The organism is Acinetobacter rudis (genome assembly GCF_000829675.1).
In the GTDB taxonomy this organism is placed as follows: domain Bacteria; phylum Pseudomonadota; class Gammaproteobacteria; order Pseudomonadales; family Moraxellaceae; genus Acinetobacter; species Acinetobacter rudis.
Window position 1 is genome coordinate 44685 of record NZ_BBRX01000034.1, and the last position, 22509, is coordinate 67193.

Sequence of the window (22509 nt, forward strand, 5' to 3'; positions counted from 1 at the left end):
ACTTGCTAAATAATATACGACTAATAATTACTATTTAATAAAAAAATTGATTTTTTTTGTTATTTTTTGATACATTTAAATTTAAATCTATGTTTTATATCACTCAATTTTTTAAGATACCTTCACTATACACTTTCTAGTTTTTAAATCCATACTGATTTTTCCTTATTACTTCATTAGAGTAGGCTAAATTTTAGCGCCCAATGCTACAATATAGTGTAAAATCCTTGAAATTTTATTGGGAAGGAAGATTATGTCGCAGCTTTCAACAATCATTGAACAAGCTTTTGAAAATCGTGCAAATTTTTCAGCAACGGACTGCCCTGCTGAAATTCGTCAAGCGGTAGAACAAGCAATCGATGGTCTTGATAATGGTAGCTTACGTGTTGCCGAAAAAATTAATGGTGAATGGGTTGTTCATCAATGGTTGAAAAAAGCGGTTTTGCTTTCTTTCAAACTTAATGATAACCAACCAATCGAAGCTGGCCAGCTTGGTTTCTATGATAAAGTAGACACTAAATTTGCAGGCTGGACTGAAGAACAATTTAAAGCTGCTGGCGTTCGTGTAGTACCACCTGCTGTTGCTCGTAAAGGCAGCTTCCAAGCGAAAAATGTTGTACTCATGCCATCTTATGTCAACATTGGCGCTTATGTAGATGAAGGTACAATGGTTGACACTTGGGCAACTGTTGGTTCATGTGCACAAATCGGTAAAAATGTACATTTATCAGGTGGTGTTGGTATTGGTGGTGTACTTGAGCCTTTACAAGCAAACCCGACAATCATTGAAGACAACTGCTTTATCGGCGCTCGTTCTGAAATCGTTGAAGGCGTTATCGTTGAAGAAGGCGCTGTAATTTCAATGGGCGTATACATTGGCCAATCAACACGTATCTATGATCGTGAAACTGGCGAAATCCATTATGGTCGTGTACCTGCAGGTTCTGTTGTAGTACCTGGTAGCCTACCGTCTAAAGATGGTAAATACAGCTTATATGCAGCAATCATTGTGAAAAAAGTAGATGCACAAACTCGTGCTAAAACAAGTTTGAACGATCTACTTCGCGAAGACTAATCTTCTGTTCACAAGTCTCTACGATCGTCGCAGATCGTAGAGATTTTTTATTTTCTACTCTATGGTCAAAGGTGTTATGCAAACGCTTCGTTCAACCGCAATCCCCGTTTCCGATCCATCTGCGGGATTACGCATTACTGAGATTTTTTACTCTTTGCAAGGTGAAGCCAATGCAGCTGGACTTCCAACGGTATTTATCCGTTTAACAGGATGTCCACTACGTTGTACATATTGCGATACCACATATTCATTTGAAGGTGGTGAGCGTCGTTCACTCGATGAAATTATCTCAACAACGATGGCATTTAAAACACCGTATATTTGTGTGACCGGTGGTGAACCTCTAGCGCAGCCTAACGTACACCCATTAATGACTCGTCTTGCTGATCTTGGCTGTGAAGTGTCCTTGGAAACCAGTGGTGCTTTAGATGTGGCTAAGGTTGATCAACGTGTTTCTAAAGTGCTTGATTTAAAAACACCGACTTCAGGTGAACAGCAACGTAACTTACTCAGTAATTTTGAGCATTTGACCCAACATGATCAAATTAAGTTTGTGATTTGTAACAGAGAAGATTACCTTTGGGCTAAAACACAGCTTGAACAATACAAATTACAAGACAAAGTAAGCACCATCTGGTTTTCACCTGCCTTTGCCATTGAAAAAGGTGCGATCCGCTTACCTGAACTTGCTCGTGATTTGGCTCAGTGGATTTTAGATGACCATTTACCCGTTCGTTTCCAATTACAATTACATAAATTACTTTGGAATGATGAAACGGGGCGTTAAGCTTTAACGTTCTATACTTTTGCAACATGTGGAGAATACTCATGCGCCCTCGTGCCATTGTTTTGTTATCTGGCGGCTTAGACTCAACTACTTGTTTAGCTTGGGCACAGGCACGCTATGAATGTATTGCGATCAGCTTTATGTATGGTCAACGTTCAAATACTGAACTTGATGCAGCTAAAGCGCTTACCAAAGCAGCAGGTGTTGAACATCGTGTAATCAACATCGATTTAGGTCAGCTAGGGGGTTCTGCACTCACTGATCACTCAATTGATGTTCCTGTTCAAGAACAAGAAGGTATTCCTGTTACCTATGTGCCTGCACGCAATACTATTTTCCTCTCCTATGCCCTTGCAGCAGCCGAAGTGTATCAAGCAGATGCCATTGTCATTGGGATTAATGCGGTAGATTACTCAGGCTATCCGGATTGCCGTCCTGAGTTTATTGAGGCATTTGCACAACTGGCAGCACTGGCAACCAAAGCAGGTGTTGAAGGAAAACCTTTGAAAATTGAAACACCTTTGTTACATTTATCCAAAGCAGCAATCATTGGCCTAGGTCTAGAACATGGCGTAGACTACGCTCAGACAGTATCTTGTTATCAGGCAGATAATCAAGGACGTGCTTGCGGACAATGTGATAGCTGCCGTTTAAGAAAACAGGGTTTCATCGATGCAGGGGTAACGGATCCCACACGCTATATCCCCCAATAATTAGGTAGATTTATATGAATATTTTAACAACTCGCGTACTAACTTCAGCTTTATTTGCCGTATCTGCAGGAGTTGCTTCAACTGCCTTTGCTGCGGAAGCTGATTTACAACAAGCCTATAAAAGCACCGATGTAAAATCTGCATTAATCAATGTATGTAAAACAGAAACCAGCAAAGGCGGTAAATTGACTGCTGCTGAAGTTGCAAAATACTGTGGCTGTGCGATTGAATCTGATGGTAAATTGACAAATGCACAAAAATGGCAAATTCAAAGTACGATCAACCAAAAGAAAAGTCCATCTACTTTAGCTTTTGTTCAACAACAGAACCAAGCGCTTAAAACTTGTTTCGGTCCTCAGTTAACGACTAAATTGCAAACGCTAACTGAAGCTGCAATGAAAGCTGCACAAGCAAAATAATACAACTGACAACTTCATGTATATTATTTAACATGTTGTTTAAGTGAAGTATGAGCCACAATCCTGTGGCTCATTTTTTTAGGTGGCTCATTTTAAGGTGATCAAAACAATGTCATTAGAAAATATTCAACTACCAGATCAAGTGTTTCCAACAACCACAGGTGAAATCAACTTAACTCAAGTCACCACACCTTGGCTGATTATTTATTTTTATCCTAAAGATTCAACTCCGGGTTGCACGACCCAAGCAACTGATTTTTCAAGCCTAAAAGACCAATTCAATGCACTTGATTGTACTGTTATTGGTGTTTCTCGTGATTCTGTCAAAGCACATCAGAACTTTACAGCAAAGCAATCACTCACGATTAATCTCATCAGTGATAAAGAGCAAGATCTTTGCAATCTGTTTGATGTCATTAAAGAAAAAAATATGTATGGTAAACAAGTCATGGGAGTTGAACGTTCAAGCTTCATCTTCCATCACTCAACGCTAGTAAAAAGCTATCGTAAAGTCAAAGCAGCAGGTCATGCAGAGCAAATTTTGGCAGATCTCAAAGCATTACAAAGTAATGGATAACACTTAAAGCCCCACGCTGATTGTTGATCTTTTAAAACTGTATACGTAGTAAAGAAATTGCAATCAGCGTCATAATTATCGCAATCAGCACATCTAGAATCCGCCAAGCCTTTGCACTTTGAAACCACGGTGCCATTAAGCGCGCTGCGTAGCCCAAACTAAAAAAGAATAACCATGAGGCTGTCATTGCCCCCAAGGCGAAATATAATTTCCCTTGACTAAACTGTGCTGAAATAGAACCAATTAACACAACTGTATCTAGATAAACATGCGGATTTAACCAAGTAAGTCCCAAACAGATCAGAATCGACTGGGTCAATGCTGGGGTAGATTGTAACTCTAGAGGTTGAATTTTCTGAGTTTGCAATGCCTGACGTAAATGTATGAATGCATACCACAATAAAAATGCAGCACCAAAATACTGTGCAAAACGAAGTGCTTGGGGATATAAAGTAATGATCGTAGCAAAACCATAAATACCTAAAGCAATTAGAATTGAATCTGATAAAGCACAAACCAGACAAAGCCAAAATACGTGTTGACGTTTCACCCCCTGCTTTAGCACAAATGCATTTTGAGCACCAATGGCAACGATCAGACCTAGACTGACTGAAAAACCTTTTAAAAAAATCCAGAACATGACAAAGCAACACAGAGTTTATTCACGAAATGGCTATTATCATTAAAAGTAAAAAAAATTAAATAAAATTAAGAAAATATAAGATAAACTAAAATTTTCTTAATATTAAAGAAAAGGATATGCTGCAAAGTAAACAAAGCGAAGCATTTTTAGCTGTAATAGAATCTGGAAGTTTTGAAGCTGCTGCTCAAGTACTAAATATTACTGCTGCCGCAGTCAGTCTTAGAGTCCAAGCCCTCGAAAAACATCTGGGTCATGCACTCGTGATCCGCGAACGCCCTTGCCGAACGACTCAAACGGGTCAAATGCTCTTACAACACCTGCAACATAGCCGATTATTACAACAAGGTTTTCTACAAGACCTTAATCACCAAACCCATTCACAAGATTTTTATAAAATTCGTATTGGCACTAATGCCGATAGCTTAGCAACTTGGTTGCTATCGAGTGTTCAAGATTGCCTTGTACACGAACGGATTGTACTTGAGTTACGCCTTGCAGATCAGACACAGACACACCATCTCCTTGAAACAGGTCTTGTAAATGCCTGTATCTCAACCTCTGCTAAAGCTATGGCTGGTTGCCAAGTGTTATTGCTGGGTAAAATGCGTTATCTTTTAGTTGCGAGCCCCAATTTCATTGAAAAATATTTTAAATATGAACTCAATCGCAATAGTTTTTTAAGTGCCCCAGCTGTAATTTTTAATCATGATGATCTTATGCATCAAGAATTGCTTTTTCAGCATTACGGCCTCCAGTTAAAACAATACCCACACCACTTTATACCGTCATCCAATGCGTTCTTAGACTGGATCAAAGCAGGACTCGGATATGGTTTGGTACCATCTATTCAAATGCAAGATGATTTGCTACAAGGTGGCTTAGTTGAACTCTCTGCTGAATTCGCAATGGATGTTCCACTGTATTGGCATCATTGGAATCAGCAGAGCCTCCCCCTTAAACGATTAATGCAACAGCTAGTGCCTAACGCTGCCAAAGCATTGGCCATTTAACCCATCACAACAGAGCATCAATATAGAAATAGATAATTTTTTTATAACACATAAAGAAATAGCTGCTTCACTATGAGTTGAGTACCAATCCTAATTGAGTTTAGATTGAACGTAGTATTGTGTTTCTTAAGCAAATCTAGTCGAAAGATTGACGTGATTATTCAGTGCTGAATGATCATTAAATCAAAGCTTACTCCGATTTTTTAAAAGAGGATTATTCTATAGCTGATAATTAAAACCCAATCAGCGGATACAGATTGGTGGGTATTTTAGACACCCTCCCCTTTAAACAGATATAAATATAAAATATATTCTCTGCATAATTTTGACATATAACTATAAGTAAAGAAAAAGCCAATAATATTTTATACATTTTCAGCATTAAAAATAATGTATAAATTTCAACTTAATATCGCATACAACTAATTTAAACTTAAACTTATATTACAGACACTTAAAGCTTAAACAATTCATTAAACCACTATATAAATAATGTGATTAATCCAGTAATTATATGAATTAAAAAATGAAAAAACATAACCTTTTATATTTTAATTAAAGTTTATTTAAAACCGATAAGAATATTCATTTAAACCCGATATTTATTTATATTTATTGAAACATTTTTATTGAATAAACGAGTTGAATTTTATTTATAAAAAAAATAGTATTGGTTGTGCAAAAAACAACCTCAGGAAAAATAAATAATGTACGAATTATCAATTAATGAAGTTGAAAAAGTATCAGGTGCTGCAGGTGCTAGTGTTATCGATTTAGGCGGTATAACCCTAGAGCTTCATCCAGAATTTTCTTTTAATGCGACAGATTCATTAGGGTTTGGCGCTGGATTAACTGGAGTTGCTAATGCAGTTGAAAAAGGCTTTGAATTTAGTATTAACAAAGGCATAGAAACAATTGGTGGATTATTCTAAAAAAAACTGAACCCCATAAGTTATAAGGCTTATGGGGTTCTTTATAAGGTTTTTAATAAATGAGCTCAAATTTATTTAGAAAAGAAGCTCTTGATTCTAAGCAGTATAAATGGACAGGAAATATTATTTTAACTCGCCCATTTAGCTTCACTCTTTTAACCCTATTTGCCTTATGTATTGCGCTGATTATTATTGCTTTTACAATATGGGGAAGTTACACCAAACGAAGTACTGTTCGTGGCCAATTAATTCCGCAAACAGGTCTCATACAAGTTTATACAATACAATCGGGAACTATTTTAACTAACAATGTCTATGAAGGAAAAACTGTAAAAAAGGGAGAAACCCTATTTAATATATCAACAGAAAATTATGGTGAACAAGGTAGTATAGCTGCGGCTTTAGTATTACAAACCAAAGTGAAAGAACAATCCATAAGAAATGAAATCACCCGAATGCACTATATTCATCTAGATCAAAAGAAGACTATTCTTAATCAAATTAGCTCATTAAATGAAACGCTAGCTAAAGTAAAAAATTTAATGATTAACCAACAAGAACGTATTCACTTAGCTCAAAAAAACCAGCAAAGATATAGCAATATACTCAATGAAAATGCAATTTCACGTGAGGAGTTTGAATCAAAAAAAATAGAACATTTAGCTCAATTATCTCAGTATGAATCATTACAACGTGAAAAAATATTACTAGAAAAACAATTGGCAGAACAGAAAATCAACTTATCTGGATTGGGAGATAAACAAAATAATGAAATCGAACAGCTAGAGCGATTGTTATCCAAAAACACTCAGGAATTAATCGAAATGCAATCTAGAGAGCACATTGCTATTCAAGCAAGCTCATCTGGTGTTATCAGCACGATTAATGCAGAAGTTGGTCAGTTTGTTGACTCATCTAAGCCTTTATTAACGATTCTTCCAGAAAATGTACCTTTAATCGCACAGCTTTATGTGCCTAGTCGAGCAATTGGATTTATTAAAGAAGGCGATCAAGTTCTATTACGTTATCAAGCATATCCTTACCAAAAATTTGGTAATGCAAAAGCACGGGTTTTATCCGTAGCTAAAACGGCGCTGGCAAGTCAAAACTTACAAACGATAGGCGTTATTTCACCACAAGAACAATTTAATAATGAACCTGTTTATTTAGTTAGAGTAAAACCTGAAAAACAAATAATGAAAGCATACGGTAAAGATATGCCTTTACAAGTAGGTATGACTCTTGAAGGCGATATTATGCATGAAAAACGAAAATTATATGAATGGGTATTAGAACCCTTATTTAGCATAACAGGAAAACTATAAGCTATGCCTTATCTTAAACGTTTATCGTTGGGTTTTGGTCGAAACATACCTGTAATGTTACAAACAGAATCATCAGAATGTGGTTTAGCATGCCTTGCAATGATTGCCAGCTATTATGGTTATGATTCAGATTTATTAACTTTAAGGAAAAAATATCCTATCTCTCAAAAAGGAGCGATACTCTCAGCCTTAATTAAAATAGCCAATAAACTGCATCTTAGCACCCGCCCATTAAAGTTAGAGCTGAATGAATTAGATAGACTAAGGTTACCCTGTATTTTACATTGGGACTTAAATCATTTTGTGGTTTTAAAAAGTGTATTTTTTAACAAGATCACAATTATTGATCCCGCCTATGGAGAGAAAGTATTTACCTTTGATCAGGCATCATCACATTTTACAGGTATTGCCTTAGAAGTATGGCCAGACTCTAATTTTGAAGTTAAAAAAGAAAAAACTCGTATTCAACTTTTTCGATTACTTGGTGAAGTCAGAGGGCTTTGGAGTTCCTTAGGGCAAATCCTGATTATTGCTTTGGTTCTAGAAGTATTTTCTTTAGTTAGCCCTTTTTTTATGCAGTGGGTAATTGACCACGCTATTGTTTCTGCTGATTTAAACTTATTAACCACTTTGGCCATTGGTTTTGGTTTATTAGTAATCTTGAGTAGCCTCATTAGCTTATTACAATCGTGGATTGTCATGTATATGGCAACCACACTGAACGTACAATGGAAAGCAAATGTGTTTCATCATCTGCTTAGCTTACCGACCTTTTTTTTTCAAAAACGCCATCTTGGCGATATCATTTCCAGATTTGGCTCTGTTGATGCTATTCAAAAGACCTTAACAACATCATTTATTACAGCGATCCTTGATGGCTTAATGACTGTCTTTACTTTAGCTTTAATGTTTGTATATAGCATTAAGTTAGCATGGATCGCTTTAATAAGCATGTTACTTTATGCTGTTATACGTTGGATCTGGTATTCCCCTTTAAAACGAGCGACAGAAGATCAAATTGTTCATGCTGCAAAACAAAATACATATTTCATGGAAACAATGCGTGGCATTAAAACCATCAAACAATTTGAAAAGCAGGATTATCGTCAAGCAGTATGGTTAACATTACTTGTAAATCAAATTAATGCAGGATTAACAACTCAAAAACTCAACATGATGTTTGAGTTCCTCAATAAACTTCTATTTGGCTTACAGAACATTATTATCATATGGCTCGGAGCATCGTTGGTCATTGAAGGTGAATTTACTGTTGGTATATTAATGGCATTTATTGCTTATAAAAATCAATTCGGTAGTCGAGTTAGTTCACTTATTGATAAATATGTCGAAGTAAGAATGCTCAGCCTGCATGGAGAACGTTTGGCAGATATCGTCCTGAGCAATCAAGAAGAAACTCATAATTACTCGCTTAGTGAAGATTCATCAGAACATCAAAAAACGGAAATTGAGGTTAAATCCTTAAGCTATAGATATTCAGAAGATGAACCTTGGATTATTGATCATATTAACTTTAGTATCCCTGAGGGACAATCTGTAGCCATCGTTGGCCCCAGTGGTTGTGGTAAAACCACATTGATGAATTTACTTATGGGTAACTTAGTACCAGATCAGGGCGAAGTTAATATTGGTGGGCAAAATATAAAAAATCTTGGTATGAATCGGCTTAGAAACTTTATTGCTTATGTTGCTCAAGATGATGTTTTATTCGTAGGTTCAATTCAAGATAATATCAGTTTTTTTGATCATCAAGCTGAACAAAAATGGGTAGAAGAATGTTCCAAAATGGCCTCGATACATGATGAAATTATAGCAATGCCTATGGGATATCAAACACTGGTGGGTGATATGGGAAATATTTTGTCTGGAGGCCAAAAACAAAGAATCTTGTTGGCAAGAGCATTATATAAAAAACCTAAAATTCTATTTTTAGATGAAGCAACAAGCCATTTAGATATCATTAAAGAAAAAGAGATTAATGATATGATTAAGTTAATAAAAATAACCCGAATCATTATCGCTCATCGTCCAGAGACGATTTCATCTGCTGACCGTATTATCGTTTTAAATAAAGGACGTATGGTCAGCGACAAAATCATTCGGACTTAGTTGTATCCATTATGTGATTTATGTTTCTAACGTCATTTATTCTTTAGAGCTCATCCATAGGTATGAGAAATCAATGAGCAAGCAGGCTTAAAAAGTTTATATTTGCTTTCTATTCACTTCATAAGTGCCAAGAAACAAACACGGCAATGCACAACAAGTTTAGACCAAACTAAAGTGAACCAACATGTACGCAGAATCATCAGTATCCGCATCTTCGCTTAAATCAAGCGAAAACAAAATACAGCACGGGATATCAATTCATATATGATCTATCGCTATTCGCGACACACCACTAAAAACTCATTATAAGTTTACACATTTACTCAAGCTTAAGCAGGTTTAAATCACTACGATCATGATTTTCATATTTTTGCTGTAATTGTTGATAAATGGGGTTTTGCTTAAATTTTTCTAAAAAAGCAATGGTTCCTGCTGGAAACTCGGACTGAGATATTTCCCCCCGATAATAGGCTTCACGCAATGGGGTCGCTGAAATAGCATCTTTTAAACTATCCAGTTCAAGTAAAGTCCATTCGGGAAATAACTCAAGATAATAAGATGAGTCATCTTTAAAATGTCCAATCAGCCCAACATTAGCTTGTGGATCAGCCAGCTGTTTTACCTGATCTTTGACTAAGTTTACCCATTTAACATCGTTATACACATCAACGATGGGTACGAAACGAATACGCTGTTGATCAGCAAAAGAGAAATTAGACAAAATCATTTGCTCCCGTTCAACCGCAGTAAACGGATTTTTGATATTGCGCTGATTTTGAGCTGAACCTAACGCTAAAATTACGCGATCACTTTGTTGCAGTGCAATTTGAACTGTCTGCATGTGCGCCAAGTGAAAAGGTTGAAAGCGGCCGATGTAGACCAAGTCATCAAATCGTTCAATCATAATTCATTCATCGAATATGAACGCATGAGTTACGATTTTGTCACCCATTTGCGCCATAATAGTCTGATTAATACAGTTAAATATATAACAAGGATAGCACGATGACACTGCATTGTATTCAACAGCCACAGCAACATTTAAATGCAAGTCTTGAACATGGCATACTGACCCTAGCCATCCAACGCCCAGAAGCAAAAAATGCATTATACGGTGATTTATATTTAAGCATTGCTCAAGCTTTAGACCAAGCCGATCAAAGCAATGAAGTTCGTGTTGTTGTGCTTAGAGGTGCGGATGCTGACTTCACTGCTGGCAATGATATGCAAGATTTTATGCGCTTCATTCAAATGCCCCTACCTGAAAAAGCAGGTGATGCTCCCCCATTTGTATTATTAAAATCCGCAGCTCGCTTTGCTAAGCCATTAATTATTGCAGTACGTGGTGTAGCCATTGGAATTGGTGTAACAATTTTGTTGCATGCAGATATGGTCTATAGTGATGAAACTGCATTATTCCAAATCCCTTTTGTTAGTCTTGGCCTCTCTCCTGAAGGCGCAGCAAGCCGCATACTGAGCAAACAAGCAGGTTATTTAAAAGCAGCTGAACTTATGTTTACTGCACAAAAATTTAATAGTGAAAAAGCCCTGAGTGCTGGTCTAATTACCAGTATTGAAAAAGACGTCTATACGCATGCACAACAACAAGCGCAGCATCTTGCCGCCTTACCGTTAGCCTCACTCAAACAAAGTAAAGCCTTGATGAAGTCAGATCTTGCTGAAATTATTCAATGTATTGATGATGAAGCTGAAATCTTTATGCGTCGTGTGAAATCTCCTGAAATGCAGGAAGCTGTACAGGCATTTATGCAAAAACGTAAACCTGATTTTAGTCAATTTAATTAAGCGCCCCATGCTTACCTTCTCCTGATCAAGGAGAAGGTACACTTTAAATGATTTCATCAAATTATATTTCAATCAGCTGACTGAAATCATAAGCAGGAACTTCATAAGGATGACTGGCTTTTAATGCAGCTAAAACTTGCTTTGCACAAGATTCAGCAACAATCAGCTCAACCCGCCATTCTGGAACTTTTTCAAGTGCGCCAACTATACCAATAAAAGGCTCAGCACCCTTCATCGGTTTAAACTGTCCCGTCCCTAATACCTGCCAAGCACAGTGCTCATATTGATCGATTGTCCCTGCCCCTGCGTTAAAAATGGCAGTCTTGGTTTGCTCTAAATGTGAATCTGGTACGTAATAGACAAGTTTCAACATGATGTCATTCTTTTTCATTTGCTGGAGTAATTTCGAAAAATGGCCTTTGATCACAGTTGCTGATCGAGATATCAGGCATATCTGGATTGATCTTCTTGGCCTTCTGGCTTGGTTTTTTCAACACAATTTTGATATCTTTTTGATCAACCACAATTTCTGATTGAGTTTCATAACCAGGCTCTGCAACACACAAATACCAACGATAATTTACTGCGCCATGCATCATGAGAAACTCAACTCGCCATTCAGCAAGTCGCTTAAAGTGTACCTGACCTTGCTCGGTATTGAGTAAACTATAACGATAGCCCATGCCCACATTGGGTTCACGTATAAGCATGACCGGAACTTGATCAAGCGATTTGCCATGCTCATCTTGCACCGTAACATTGATCTCAGGTTGTAAGGTTTTATAGATTGGATAACAAGCCGTTAAAAATGTAAGGCTAAAAAGAAGCAACAACGGTTTATATAGACAAAGTTTCATCATACAGATCAAGAAAGTTTAAATTGAGTCATGCCAGCCGCTCAAATCTCATCGGTCGAAGCTAGAATTGACAAACTTTAGCGCACTACAGCATACATCGCACTAAAGTTTGTACGTTAAAATATCATAAAAATTATACTGCCTGCATATAGGCAGCCCAGACAATAAAGAAAAACTGTATCGTAAGCACCAAAATAAAATAGCGCCACCCTCTTTGGCGTAGCTGCTGTTTAGGTGCTAAATTTAAATGATGTAGAACAACTGGTTTTAACATATCCTTTGCCTCCCCATGTCTTCATCTCCCATGTTTAAGCTATTTGTACACTTAAAGCAATTATTCTTGCTCTTAAATTGTTACTCACTTTATGTCCCTACTCCTTGCATAACTCAGTAGTAATATTTTTTAATTAATCACTTTAATACATATAAAAAAGCCACCCGAAGGTGGCTTTTTTAACACTGAAGTTAATTTAAAACCAATTAACCTACGAACTTACGAGCATTACGGAACATACGTAACCATGCACCATCTTCAGTCCACTCTTCAGGTTTCCATGAATGTTGAACCGCACGGAATGTACGTTCTGGATGTGGCATCATAATCGTTGCACGACCATCTAACGACGTTAGGCCTGTAATCGCATCAGGAGAACCATTCGGATTGAGTGGATATTTCTCAGTTGCTTTACCTTGGCTATCGACATAGCGTAATACTACTTGATCTTGTGCTTTCAACGTTGCGAATTGCTCAAGATTAGCGACTACACGACCTTCACCATGAGCAACAGCTACAGGTAAAATCGAACCATGCATAGCAGCCAAAAAAATCGAGTTAGATTTTTCTACACGAACGTTGACTGCACGCGCTTCGAACATTTCAGAACGGTTACGATGGAAACGAGGCCATGCATCAGCTCCAGGAATCAACGGTGCAAGCTGTGACAGCATTTGACAACCGTTACATACACCTAAACTGAATGTTTCTTCACGGTTAAAGAATTTTTCAAATTGATCACGTAGTTTAGCATTGAACAATACTGATTTCGCCCAACCACCGCCAGCGCCAAGTACGTCACCATACGAGAAACCACCACAAGCCACTAAACCTTGGAAATCATCCAAATCAATATGGCCTGCAAGCAAATCGCTCATGTGTACATCGACAGTATTAAAGCCAACTTTATCAAATGCAGCTGCCATCTCTACATGACCGTTCACACCTTGCTCACGCAACACTGCCATATTTGGACGACGTGAATTTAAGTATGGTGCTTCAATTGGCTCATTTAAATCAAATGTAGGCTGTGCGATCAAACCCTTATGATTGCTATCTGCAATCAATTGATATTCTTGATCTGCTGTTTCTACGTTGTCACGTAAACGCTGGATTTGATAAGAAACCTCAGTCCAAGCTTGTTGTAATTCAACACGAGCTAGACTTAATCCATTGATGTTCAACTGTTCAGTTTGATTCAATTGACCAACAACACTGATCGCATCTTTAAGCAGAGAGTCTGCAAGTTCAGCTTGAACTGCATCCCAATCCGCACGGCGCATTTGCAATACTGCACCAATTTCTTCAGCGAACAATGCGGCAGTCGTTTGATCTTGTAGCGAAACACCTAAGCGTGATGCAAACATCATTTCAGCAACTGTAGCCAATAGGCCGCCATCACCAATGTCATGATAAGCTTGAATCAAACCACGGTTATTCCAATCTTGTACAAGTGCAAAGAAAGCTTTGAAGTCATCAAAGTTATCAACATCAGGTGTTACTTGACCAATCGTCTTAAACACTTGGTTCAAAATTGAACCACCTAAACGGAACTGGCCTTTAGATAGGTCAATACGAACCAATACGCTATCAAAGTCAGATTTAAGCTCTGGTGTTAATGTCTTACGTACATCGACAACTGGTGCAAAGGCTGTAATTACCCCTGTCATTGGTGAAGTTACTGATTTATCTGTACCTTCATCTTGCCAAGTGGTGCGCATTGACAATGAGTCTTTACCTACAGGAATCGCAATACCCAAGGCTGGACACATTTCCATACCAATCGCTTTAACACCTTCAAACAAAGCTTGGTCTTCACCCGCTTGCCCAGCTGCTGCCATCCAGTTTGCAGACAATTTAATGTCGCTAATCTGGTCAATATTGGCACACATAATGTTTGAAATCGCTTCAGCCACAGCTAAACGTGCAGAAGCTGCTGGGTTTAATAATGCAACAGGAGGACGCTCACCCATTGCCATTGCTTCACCAGTATAGCCTTGTAAACTCGTAGTGGTTACAGCAGCATCAGCCACTGGAACTTGCCACGGACCAACCATCTGATCACGCGCTACCATACCAGTGATCGAACGGTCACCAATAGTAATCAAGAATGATTTTGAAGCAACTGTTGGGTTTTTCAAGACACGGAAAATTGCGTCTTTAAGATCTACAGTATTTTCATCAAAGTCATTTCCTTGACGTGGTGCGCTATCATAGCTACGGCTCATACGTGGTGTACCACCGAGCATCACCTGCATTGGCATATCTACTGCTTTGTTTTCAAACAGTGGATCTTCAACGATCAACTCACGTGCTTCAGTCGCTTCACCAAGTACGGCAAATGGGCAACGCTCACGTGCACAAATTTCTTCAAACTCAGCCAAAGATTCTGGGCGAATTGCCAAGACATAACGCTCTTGTGCTTCATTAGACCAGATTTCCATTGGTGACATGCCAGGCTCTAGCGATGGAATTTTACGTAAATCAAGAATTGCACCCAACTCATGGTCATTGACCAATTCTGGCATTGCATTTGAAATACCGCCCGCACCCACATCGTGTACAGAAACGATTGGGTTTTCGTCTTCTAAACGCCAGCAGGTATCGATGACTTCTTGACAACGACGCTCCATTTCCGGGTTTTCACGCTGTACAGAAGCAAAATCTAAGCTCTCACCCATGGTACCGCTGTCTACAGAAGATGCAGCACCACCACCAAGACCAATCAACATCGCAGGACCACCCAGAACGATCAATAGATCACCCGGTTGGATTGGATCTTTTTCAACATGGTCAGGGCGAATGTTACCGTAACCACCAGCAATCATAATTGGTTTATGGAAACCTTTCACATCACCATTAACGTTTTGCTCGAAAGTACGGAAATAACCGTTAAGTGCTGGACGACCAAATTCGTTATTAAATGCCGCGCCACCCAGTGGGCCTTCGATCATGATTTGTAAAGGTGAAGCAATACGAGAAGGCTTACCGTAATTTTCTTCCCAAGGTTGTTCAAAACCAGGAATATTAAGGTTAGATGTGGTAAAACCCGTTAAGCCAGCTTTTGGCTTACCACCACGACCTGTTGCACCTTCATCACGAATTTCACCACCTGAACCTGTTGCAGCACCTGCAAACGGAGCGATTGCTGTCGGGTGGTTATGTGTTTCTACTTTCATGAGGATATGTGCAGCTTGGCTCTTATATTTATATACATAATGGCCAGTGTCTAAATCTTTTTTAGGATAGAAACGGTGCGTGTCAAAACCTACGATAACCGAAGCGTTGTCTTTATAAGCAGACAACACATCTGTTGGTGACTCTTTATAAGTATTTTTAATCATTTGGAACAATGATAATGGTTGAACCTCACCATCAATTGTCCATTCTGAACCGAAAATTTTATGACGACAGTGCTCAGAGTTTGCCTGTGCAAACATCATGAGTTCGATATCGTGTGGATTACGACCCAGTTTAATAAATGCTTCGGTTAAATAATCGATTTCTTCTGCAGACAGTGCAAAACCAAATTCGTTATTGGCTTGAACTAATGCTTCTTTACCTTGACCTAAAATATCAATCGCATTTAAAGGCTTAGGCTCAGTTTCTGAAAATAACGCAGTTGCAGCATCAATTTGCTCAAAAACGCTTTCAGTCATACGGTCATGTAATGCCAGTTTTAACTCAGCGCTGAGTTCAGAAACACCCTTGAGTGTAAACAAAACACCGCGTTCAAGGCGGTGTATAGGCGTATTACAATTGGCAAAAATATCCGTCGCTTTAGACGACCACGGTGAGATTGTACCGACACGTGGTGTCACGAGGATTTGAATTTCATCACTCGTTGCTCGGCGTAAAGTATAGCTTTCGCCATCGTTAAGCAGTTGTAGCGCAGATTGCTGCTCTTGCTCGTTTAGCGCTTGGTCAAACAAATAAACCCATTGGCTGTCAAAAGATTGAACAGAACTCACGGACGTCAAACGGTTGAGGAGTTGAGTTTTCTTAAAAGATGAGTGTGCTGGGGCACCGGCCACGATAAACATGCTGATTTTGGCTCCACGGGCAAGTTTGCTTAACCTACCACAATGTGACTTTGAAGAGAGCGCATATTCTACTGCGAAAGCTGCTTTTCAGCTAGTCATATCCACTTTTTAAATATAGGTATTTAACTATTTCACTCTATTTATAGAGATCAATGATAGAGATCCATGTTAGCACCCCGCTGTTCGCATGGATTGAAAGACAAATTATGTCGCACTAGAGTGCAATCAACAGCAATTCAGCTAGTGCTTGGTGTGTTTTTTTGGCATGATGCCAAGAAATACAGAGTGAATAATGATAAATGACACAAATGCGTTGGTTAGAACTGTTATCAACAGTAAGACTTGGAACAAAAAAGCAAAATTCCGAACAGGCACGTAGCCCTTTTCATAAAGATTATGACCGTATTATTTTTTCACAAAGTTTTCGTCAATTAAATCGTAAAACCCAAGTTCACCCACTTAGCCAACATGATGGTATTCATACCCGCCTCACCCATTCACTCGAAGTCTCATGTATTGGTCGTTCATTAGGTATGCTTGCTGCAGAAAAAATTCAACATGAATTGCCCATGTGGATTTCACCTGCTGATGTTGGTGCAATTATTCAAGCTGCTTGTTTAGCACACGATATCGGTAACCCACCTTTTGGTCATGCTGGGGAGTATGCAATTCGTGAGTGGTTTGATGATGCTTCACACACCAATTTCTTACAAGATTTAAGTCCAGAGCAACAAGCCGATGTCCGTCAGTTTGAAGGCAATGCCCAAGGCCTACGTTTACTGAGTAAAATTGATTATCACCCTTATGATGGAGGGATGCGTCTGACTTATGCCACATTAGGTGCTTACCTTAAGTATCCTTGGCTGTCAAAAACCATTGCAGCCCAAGGTGATATCCCTGCGAGTCAACGTGCTAAATTTGGCTGTTATCAGTCAGAAAAAGAGATCTTAAAGCAAATTGCACAACAACTGGGCTTGATTCAATTAGGTGACTATCACTACTGCCGACACCCATTAACCTATTTACTTGAAGCCGCAGATGACATTTGTTATGCCCTGATTGATTTAGAAGATGGAATTACCTTACAAATGCTCAGCTATGCAGAAGTTGAACCAGTTTTTTTAAATTTAATTGGTGAATATCCTGTACCTGAGGAGTTGGTGAAACCCAATACCACTTGGCAACAAAAAATTGCGGCATTACGCGGGCGAGTGATGAAACGATTAGTTGAAGAAGTCAGTTCTGCCTTTGCCAAACATCATTTTCAAATTCTCTCTGGGCAGCTTAAAGGCAGCTTATTACAATACTGTAGCCCAGATATTGAACAAGGTATTGAAAATGCAAAAGAGCTGGCCAGAACCAAGATTTTTCAACATCCACAAAAATCAGGACTAGAAATAATCGCACATGAAAGCCTGCAGCACTTATTGGATGCGTTCATACCACTTACAACACCGAATAAAAGTTTAAGTTTTAAAGAAAATCGCCTCATGACGATTTTACAACATGCAGGTGCTGATCTTGGTGGGCATCACTATGACAATATTATGCAGGTACTTGATGTGATTAGTAAGTTTTCTGATCATCAGGCCTATCAGCTGGCACAAGAATTACAAGGCAATAAAATTGGTTTTCTCTAACATCATGATGAAATGTTTCGTCTTCAATGTTAGGTTTTTGCCTTTGGGACAAATGCCGACTACTATTGCCGCATTAACTTATACATATATAAAGAAGTGACTCAAACATGATCGGATGTTTAACGGGTGAAGTTTTGGCTTTAGAAGCGCCTTGCGTTTTACTCAATGTGAATGGTGTTGGCTATGAAGTCGATACGCCTTTATCAACCTTTTGCCAACTACAAAAAGGCCAAAAAGTTACACTGTGGACGCACTTGGTTGTACGTGAAGACGCCCAACAGCTCTATGGCTTCATGCATGGCCAAGAAAAGTTGATCTTTCGTACCTTACTTAAAGTCAATGGTGTAGGCCCCAAGATGGCACTGGGTATTTTATCGACTTTAAGCGTTGAACTACTCATCCAAACTGTTGAAACTGAAGATATTAACACCTTAATTAAAGTTCCCGGTGTTGGTAAAAAAACCGCTGAACGCCTCATGATTGAACTGCGTGATCGCTTTAAGCAGCTTTCAACAACATCAACTGGTGCTTCTGGTACACATACACAAATTCAATTTAATGCAAACTCTGCTGTGGCTGAAGCTGAGGCTGCTTTACAATCGCTGGGTTACAAACCAATCGAAGCGCAAAAGGCAGTTGCGGCAGTCAAAGCCGAATTTAGCGAAGCTGCGGATCTTATCCGTGCAGCCCTCAAATCGATGATGAAATAAGTTGACCCAACCATGATGCAAGATCGCCTAATTAGTGGCAGTGAAAAACCTGAAGATCATTTTGATCGTGCCATTCGCCCAACCAGTCTCAGTGACTATATTGGTCAGCCTGTGGTGCGCGAGCAAATGGAAATCTTTATTGGTGCTGCGCGTGGCCGTGGAGAAGCACTCGATCACACTTTAATTTTTGGCCCACCGGGTCTTGGTAAAACAACGCTAGCCAATATCATTGCACGTGAAATGGGGGGAAACCTCAAATCAACTTCTGGACCGGTACTTGAACGTGCTGGTGATTTGGCTGCAATGTTGACCAACCTCGAAGAAGGCGATGTATTATTTATCGATGAAATTCATCGCCTTTCACCAGTCATCGAAGAGATTCTCTATCCTGCAATGGAAGACTATCAACTCGATATTATGATCGGTGAAGGACCTGCAGCCCGCTCGATTAAATTGGATCTTCCCCCTTTTACTCTAGTCGCAGCAACGACACGTGCAGGCCTACTCACCTCTCCGCTACGTGATCGTTTTGGCATCGTACAACGTTTAGAATTTTACTCAGTGGAAGACCTTACGCATATTGTGAGTCGATCTGCACACCTTATGGATGTTCCTACAACCTCTTCGGGTGCAGAAGAAATTGCACGACGCTCACGTGGTACACCTCGGATAGCCAATCGTCTACTACGTCGAGTTCGCGACTATGCACAGGTAAAAGGTACAGGTGAAGTTACACAAGAAATGGCACAACGTGCACTCGATATGCTAAATGTCGACAAAGCAGGACTCGACACATTAGATCGTCGTTATTTGAGTCTGTTGTTAGAACGTTTCGATGGTGGGCCTGCGGGTGTAGATGCCTTAGCAGCAGCCATGGCAGAAGATGCTGGTACGCTTGAAGATGTGATTGAGCCTTATTTGATCCAACAAGGTTATGCCATGCGTACTGCAAGAGGCCGTATTGCCACTCATAAAGCCTATTTACAGTTTGGTATGACACCACCTGAGCCTAAAGAAAAGTAAGCAAACTGTAACGATAAGTCTACTCAGCAGACTTATCGTTCAACACATAATTTCTTTTTAAATCAACAATAAACATCAAATAAATAACAAATAAAACAACATTAAACATTTAAACTTTGTTGCTAAGTCACAGTTTTATCTACGGATAAAGTGGTTGTTTTTTATCAGATTGAGCAACACGCAGTTTGGCGACTTGCGCCATTTGCCAGTACATTCATTATGCTAAAATCCGCACAGCACGTAATGCTCTTGTACTTCCAAGGCTGCGCATAACAATATTTTCATTTTTAACCTGTTAGAGCATTTGTACAGACAAATGCCTTTTAACACCGGGATACTCTTACATGGCAAACCAATTCGAATTCCAAATCCGTGTTTATATGGAAGATACTGATGCTGGTGGCATCGTTTATCATGCCAATCATATTCGTTTTATGGAACGTACACGAACTGAATGGTTACGTGCTTCAGGCATCGGTCATTATTGGCACCAAAAAGATTACAACTTTGTCGTACATAAAATTGCTGTTAAATACATGCGGCCAATTTTAATGGATGATTTAATTACAGTAAGTGCAAATGTTGTTTCATGTAAAGCAACATCTTTTGTGTTGCAACAAAATATTTATCGTGGTGAAATCATGCTTGCATCTGGTGAGGTTGAGTTGGCATGTATAGGTGCAAATATGAGACCTCTCCGCTTACCAAGCGAAATCCATGAACTAATTCAAAAGGAATTAGCGCATGAATAAAAATTATGATCGGCACAACTATCTATGGCAACACAACTCGAATCTACACTGCATATCTCTGATTTAATTTTACAAGCAAGCCCAGTGGTTCAACTGGTCATGCTGGCACTGGTACTTGCCTCATTATTGAGCTGGTACCTGATTGCCAAATTACATTTAAGCTATAAAAAAGCACGCAAGGGCGATGAACATTTCCAAAAAATCTTTTGGTCAGGTGCAGAGCTCTCCACTCTATTTAACAATGCACAGCTCAATTCAAAGCGCGAAGGTTTAGAAGATATTTTTTATCACGGTATAGGCGAATTTTATAAACTTGAGAAACGCCAAGCTACACCGCGTGACTGTATTGATAGTACTGAGCGTATTCTCTCTGTAGGTCTAAGCCGTGATCAGGGTCAATTAGAAAAAGGACTCAATGCCTTAGCCAGTATCGGTTCAGTAGCACCTTATGTTGGTTTATTTGGTACGGTTTGGGGCATTATGAATGCTTTCATTGGCTTAGCTCAGGTTGACCAAGTCACTTTAGCAACAGTAGCTCCGGGTATTGCAGAAGCACTGATTGCAACTGCGATTGGTCTATTTGCCGCAATCCCTGCAGTATTAGCATTTAACCATTACACCTCTAAAGGTGAAGAAATATATTCTGATCGAGCTTTATTTTCAGAAGAAATGGTCGCTTTATTGCAACGTCGCTCTGTGGGTACTACACAGGAAGCAGAATAATGGCCATTCAACGTTCTAGACGCTTCCAACGCGTCAAAAAACCACTGAAAAGTGAAATGAATGTGGTGCCTTATATCGATGTCATGTTGGTACTTTTGGTGATTTTCATGGTAACAGCACCGATGATTACCGCTGGCATAGATGTGGACTTACCACAGGCCAATAGCACTACATTTGAGTCGAAGAATACACCGGCAATTGTGTCTTTAAACAAATCTGGCGAAATCTTTTTAAGCTATAAATCACATAGTGAAAGCGAACCGATAAGTTTAGAGCAACTTAAACAAGTGTTAACTGAGGCACAAACGGAAGCAAAAGGTAATCAACAACAGCTCAGCGTACTGGTCAAAGGTGATAAAGAACGACCTTATGGTGACGTCATTGCGCTGATGTCGAGTTTGCAAGAAACAGGCCTGTCTCAAGTTGGCCTGCTGACCGAGCCGAACAAATAAGCTATGAAGAATTCAAAACCAGCAGTGTCTAAAGACAAAGCTATTGCCATTGGTTTTACTGTAGCCGTGCATATCGTGGCGATCAGTAGTCTGCTGTATTTGGGCTTAAGCAAACCACCTGAGCCTCCTAAGCGAATCAAGACTATCCTGATTAAACCTGAGGATATACCGCCACCAGAACCGATTCCAGTTGAACATACCGATGAGACTGAACCTGTGATGGTGGATGTTACTGAGCCTAGTCCTGCTGTAGAGCCTAGTGGTCCCTCTCCTGCTGAGTTACAAGCACTTGCTGCCACAAAGCTCGCAGCCCAAAAACATGCAGCAGAGCAAAAGGCCCAAGCTCAGGCGGCAGAACAAGCACGCCAACAAGCTGCTGTGGCTGAAAAAGCACGCTTAAAAGCGGTCGAAGATGCACGTAATGCAAAAACAGCAGCAGAGAAAGCCAAAGCTCAAGAGCAAGTCAGACAGCAACAACTTGCAGCAGAGAAAGCACGGCAGCAAGCTGCGGCAGCACTTGCTGCTCAGCAAAAAGCTGAACAGTTGAAAATTCAACAGCAAAAAGCGCAGCAACAGAAAGAAGCCCAGCTTAAAGCGCAGCAACAGCGAGATGCTCAGCTT

At 39.4% G+C, this 22509-nt stretch carries 22 protein-coding genes and 1 pseudogene; 17 read left to right on the forward strand and 6 right to left on the reverse strand.

The window, feature by feature from the left end:
- Positions 1-253: 253 nt before the first annotated feature.
- The 5 genes from dapD (at position 254) to Aru01_RS10320 (ending at position 3571) form a co-directional block, all read left to right on the forward strand.
- Positions 254-1075, forward strand: coding sequence for a 2,3,4,5-tetrahydropyridine-2,6-dicarboxylate N-succinyltransferase (gene dapD / locus Aru01_RS10300; protein ID WP_016655415.1), 822 nt, complete (start codon positions 254-256; stop codon positions 1073-1075).
- Between the two features lie 76 nt (positions 1076-1151).
- Positions 1152-1862, forward strand: coding sequence for a 7-carboxy-7-deazaguanine synthase QueE (gene queE, locus Aru01_RS10305; RefSeq protein WP_040331128.1), 711 nt, complete (start codon positions 1152-1154; stop codon positions 1860-1862).
- A gap of 41 nt (positions 1863-1903) precedes the next feature.
- Entirely contained in the window at positions 1904-2575 is a 672-nt protein-coding gene (gene queC, locus Aru01_RS10310) for a 7-cyano-7-deazaguanine synthase QueC (RefSeq protein WP_016655413.1), read from the forward strand.
- 14 nt (positions 2576-2589) lie between these two features.
- Positions 2590-2994: a hypothetical protein gene (locus tag Aru01_RS10315; RefSeq protein ID WP_016655412.1), complete on the forward strand. Its 405-nt coding sequence runs from the start codon at positions 2590-2592 to the stop codon at positions 2992-2994.
- Between the two features lie 109 nt (positions 2995-3103).
- The gene (locus tag Aru01_RS10320) at positions 3104-3571 is read left to right on the forward strand and encodes a peroxiredoxin (RefSeq protein ID WP_016655411.1); all 468 of its coding nucleotides are present in this window, start codon (positions 3104-3106) and stop codon (positions 3569-3571) included.
- 31 nt (positions 3572-3602) lie between these two features.
- Here the strand turns inward: Aru01_RS10320 and Aru01_RS10325 are convergent, their stop codons facing one another.
- Positions 3603-4211 carry a LysE/ArgO family amino acid transporter gene (locus Aru01_RS10325; RefSeq protein WP_016655410.1) on the reverse strand — a complete coding sequence of 203 codons (609 nt, stop codon included), beginning with the start codon at positions 4209-4211 and terminating at the stop codon, positions 3603-3605.
- Between the two features lie 119 nt (positions 4212-4330).
- On the opposite strand from Aru01_RS10325, the gene Aru01_RS10330 reads away from it, so the two are divergent.
- The 4 genes from Aru01_RS10330 to Aru01_RS10345 all read left to right on the forward strand — a co-directional run bounded on the left by Aru01_RS10330 (position 4331) and on the right by Aru01_RS10345 (position 9608).
- Positions 4331-5224: a LysR family transcriptional regulator ArgP gene (locus Aru01_RS10330; RefSeq protein WP_016655409.1), complete on the forward strand. Its 894-nt coding sequence runs from the start codon at positions 4331-4333 to the stop codon at positions 5222-5224.
- 707 nt (positions 5225-5931) lie between these two features.
- Complete coding sequence (locus tag Aru01_RS10335) at positions 5932-6156, forward strand: hypothetical protein (protein WP_016655408.1); 225 nt, start codon at positions 5932-5934, stop codon at positions 6154-6156.
- Between the two features lie 59 nt (positions 6157-6215).
- Positions 6216-7481 (forward strand): HlyD family secretion protein, encoded by a 1266-nt coding sequence (locus Aru01_RS10340; protein WP_016655407.1) that lies wholly within the window; start codon positions 6216-6218, stop codon positions 7479-7481.
- Between the two features lie 3 nt (positions 7482-7484).
- Complete coding sequence (locus Aru01_RS10345) at positions 7485-9608, forward strand: peptidase domain-containing ABC transporter (RefSeq protein ID WP_016655406.1); 2124 nt, start codon at positions 7485-7487, stop codon at positions 9606-9608.
- A gap of 319 nt (positions 9609-9927) precedes the next feature.
- Here Aru01_RS10345 and Aru01_RS10350 read toward each other — a convergent pair whose 3' ends face one another.
- Entirely contained in the window at positions 9928-10512 is a 585-nt protein-coding gene (locus Aru01_RS10350; protein WP_016655405.1) for a nicotinate-nicotinamide nucleotide adenylyltransferase, read from the reverse strand.
- 101 nt (positions 10513-10613) lie between these two features.
- On the opposite strand from Aru01_RS10350, the gene Aru01_RS10355 reads away from it, so the two are divergent.
- Complete coding sequence (locus Aru01_RS10355; protein ID WP_016655404.1) at positions 10614-11414, forward strand: enoyl-CoA hydratase-related protein; 801 nt, start codon at positions 10614-10616, stop codon at positions 11412-11414.
- A 61-nt stretch (positions 11415-11475) separates the two neighbouring features.
- On the opposite strand, the gene Aru01_RS10360 is transcribed toward Aru01_RS10355, so the two are convergent.
- The 4 genes from Aru01_RS10360 to purL form a co-directional block, all read right to left on the reverse strand.
- Positions 11476-11787 carry a YqfO family protein gene (locus Aru01_RS10360; RefSeq protein ID WP_040331086.1) on the reverse strand — a complete coding sequence of 104 codons (312 nt, stop codon included), beginning with the start codon at positions 11785-11787 and terminating at the stop codon, positions 11476-11478.
- Between the two features lie 4 nt (positions 11788-11791).
- Complete coding sequence (locus Aru01_RS10365; RefSeq protein ID WP_051145759.1) at positions 11792-12271, reverse strand: hypothetical protein; 480 nt, start codon at positions 12269-12271, stop codon at positions 11792-11794.
- A 133-nt stretch (positions 12272-12404) separates the two neighbouring features.
- A complete protein-coding gene (locus tag Aru01_RS10370) occupies positions 12405-12545 on the reverse strand; it encodes a hypothetical protein (RefSeq protein ID WP_016655401.1) in 141 nt (46 codons plus the stop codon).
- 206 nt (positions 12546-12751) lie between these two features.
- Positions 12752-16588, reverse strand: coding sequence for a phosphoribosylformylglycinamidine synthase (gene purL, locus Aru01_RS10375; protein WP_016655400.1), 3837 nt, complete (start codon positions 16586-16588; stop codon positions 12752-12754).
- 299 nt (positions 16589-16887) lie between these two features.
- On the opposite strand from purL, the gene Aru01_RS10380 reads away from it, so the two are divergent.
- The 7 genes and pseudogenes from Aru01_RS10380 to Aru01_RS10410 form a co-directional block, all read left to right on the forward strand.
- Positions 16888-18228: a deoxyguanosinetriphosphate triphosphohydrolase gene (locus Aru01_RS10380; RefSeq protein WP_016655399.1), complete on the forward strand. Its 1341-nt coding sequence runs from the start codon at positions 16888-16890 to the stop codon at positions 18226-18228.
- Positions 18229-18335: 107 nt separating this feature from the next.
- Positions 18336-18938 carry a Holliday junction branch migration protein RuvA gene (ruvA, locus tag Aru01_RS10385; RefSeq protein WP_016655398.1) on the forward strand — a complete coding sequence of 201 codons (603 nt, stop codon included), beginning with the start codon at positions 18336-18338 and terminating at the stop codon, positions 18936-18938.
- Between the two features lie 15 nt (positions 18939-18953).
- Positions 18954-19961: a Holliday junction branch migration DNA helicase RuvB gene (gene ruvB, locus Aru01_RS10390; protein ID WP_040331126.1), complete on the forward strand. Its 1008-nt coding sequence runs from the start codon at positions 18954-18956 to the stop codon at positions 19959-19961.
- Positions 19962-20305: 344 nt separating this feature from the next.
- Positions 20306-20713 (forward strand): tol-pal system-associated acyl-CoA thioesterase, encoded by a 408-nt coding sequence (gene ybgC, locus Aru01_RS10395; RefSeq protein ID WP_016655396.1) that lies wholly within the window; start codon positions 20306-20308, stop codon positions 20711-20713.
- A 24-nt stretch (positions 20714-20737) separates the two neighbouring features.
- Positions 20738-21436, forward strand: a complete 699-nt coding sequence (gene tolQ / locus Aru01_RS10400) for a protein TolQ (RefSeq protein WP_016655395.1) — start codon at positions 20738-20740, stop codon at positions 21434-21436.
- The gene (tolR, locus tag Aru01_RS10405) at positions 21436-21888 is read left to right on the forward strand and encodes a protein TolR (protein ID WP_016655394.1); all 453 of its coding nucleotides are present in this window, start codon (positions 21436-21438) and stop codon (positions 21886-21888) included. Before tolQ ends, tolR begins: the two co-directional genes overlap by 1 nt.
- Before the next feature lie 3 nt (positions 21889-21891).
- Positions 21892-22509 (forward strand): annotated as a pseudogene (locus Aru01_RS10410) (protein TolA); the annotation flags it as partial.

Bases quoted from the DNA above. Each gene is read 5' to 3' on its own strand.
- dapD (WP_016655415.1), top strand. From the start codon at position 254: ATGTCGCAGCTTTCAACAATCATTGAACAAGCTTTTGAAAATCGTGCA.
- queE (WP_040331128.1), top strand. From the start codon at position 1,152: ATGCAAACGCTTCGTTCAACCGCAATCCCCGTTTCCGATCCATCTGCG.
- queC (WP_016655413.1), top strand. From the start codon at position 1,904: ATGCGCCCTCGTGCCATTGTTTTGTTATCTGGCGGCTTAGACTCAACT.
- Aru01_RS10315 (WP_016655412.1), top strand. From the start codon at position 2,590: ATGAATATTTTAACAACTCGCGTACTAACTTCAGCTTTATTTGCCGTA.
- Aru01_RS10320 (WP_016655411.1), top strand. From the start codon at position 3,104: ATGTCATTAGAAAATATTCAACTACCAGATCAAGTGTTTCCAACAACC.
- Aru01_RS10325 (WP_016655410.1), bottom strand. From the start codon at position 4,211: ATGTTCTGGATTTTTTTAAAAGGTTTTTCAGTCAGTCTAGGTCTGATC.
- Aru01_RS10330 (WP_016655409.1), top strand. From the start codon at position 4,331: ATGCTGCAAAGTAAACAAAGCGAAGCATTTTTAGCTGTAATAGAATCT.
- Aru01_RS10335 (WP_016655408.1), top strand. From the start codon at position 5,932: ATGTACGAATTATCAATTAATGAAGTTGAAAAAGTATCAGGTGCTGCA.
- Aru01_RS10340 (WP_016655407.1), top strand. From the start codon at position 6,216: ATGAGCTCAAATTTATTTAGAAAAGAAGCTCTTGATTCTAAGCAGTAT.
- Aru01_RS10345 (WP_016655406.1), top strand. From the start codon at position 7,485: ATGCCTTATCTTAAACGTTTATCGTTGGGTTTTGGTCGAAACATACCT.
- Aru01_RS10350 (WP_016655405.1), bottom strand. From the start codon at position 10,512: ATGATTGAACGATTTGATGACTTGGTCTACATCGGCCGCTTTCAACCT.
- Aru01_RS10355 (WP_016655404.1), top strand. From the start codon at position 10,614: ATGACACTGCATTGTATTCAACAGCCACAGCAACATTTAAATGCAAGT.
- Aru01_RS10360 (WP_040331086.1), bottom strand. From the start codon at position 11,787: ATGTTGAAACTTGTCTATTACGTACCAGATTCACATTTAGAGCAAACC.
- Aru01_RS10365 (WP_051145759.1), bottom strand. From the start codon at position 12,271: ATGAAACTTTGTCTATATAAACCGTTGTTGCTTCTTTTTAGCCTTACA.
- Aru01_RS10370 (WP_016655401.1), bottom strand. From the start codon at position 12,545: ATGTTAAAACCAGTTGTTCTACATCATTTAAATTTAGCACCTAAACAG.
- purL (WP_016655400.1), bottom strand. From the start codon at position 16,588: ATGTTTATCGTGGCCGGTGCCCCAGCACACTCATCTTTTAAGAAAACT.
- Aru01_RS10380 (WP_016655399.1), top strand. From the start codon at position 16,888: ATGACACAAATGCGTTGGTTAGAACTGTTATCAACAGTAAGACTTGGA.
- ruvA (WP_016655398.1), top strand. From the start codon at position 18,336: ATGATCGGATGTTTAACGGGTGAAGTTTTGGCTTTAGAAGCGCCTTGC.
- ruvB (WP_040331126.1), top strand. From the start codon at position 18,954: ATGCAAGATCGCCTAATTAGTGGCAGTGAAAAACCTGAAGATCATTTT.
- ybgC (WP_016655396.1), top strand. From the start codon at position 20,306: ATGGCAAACCAATTCGAATTCCAAATCCGTGTTTATATGGAAGATACT.
- tolQ (WP_016655395.1), top strand. From the start codon at position 20,738: ATGGCAACACAACTCGAATCTACACTGCATATCTCTGATTTAATTTTA.
- tolR (WP_016655394.1), top strand. From the start codon at position 21,436: ATGGCCATTCAACGTTCTAGACGCTTCCAACGCGTCAAAAAACCACTG.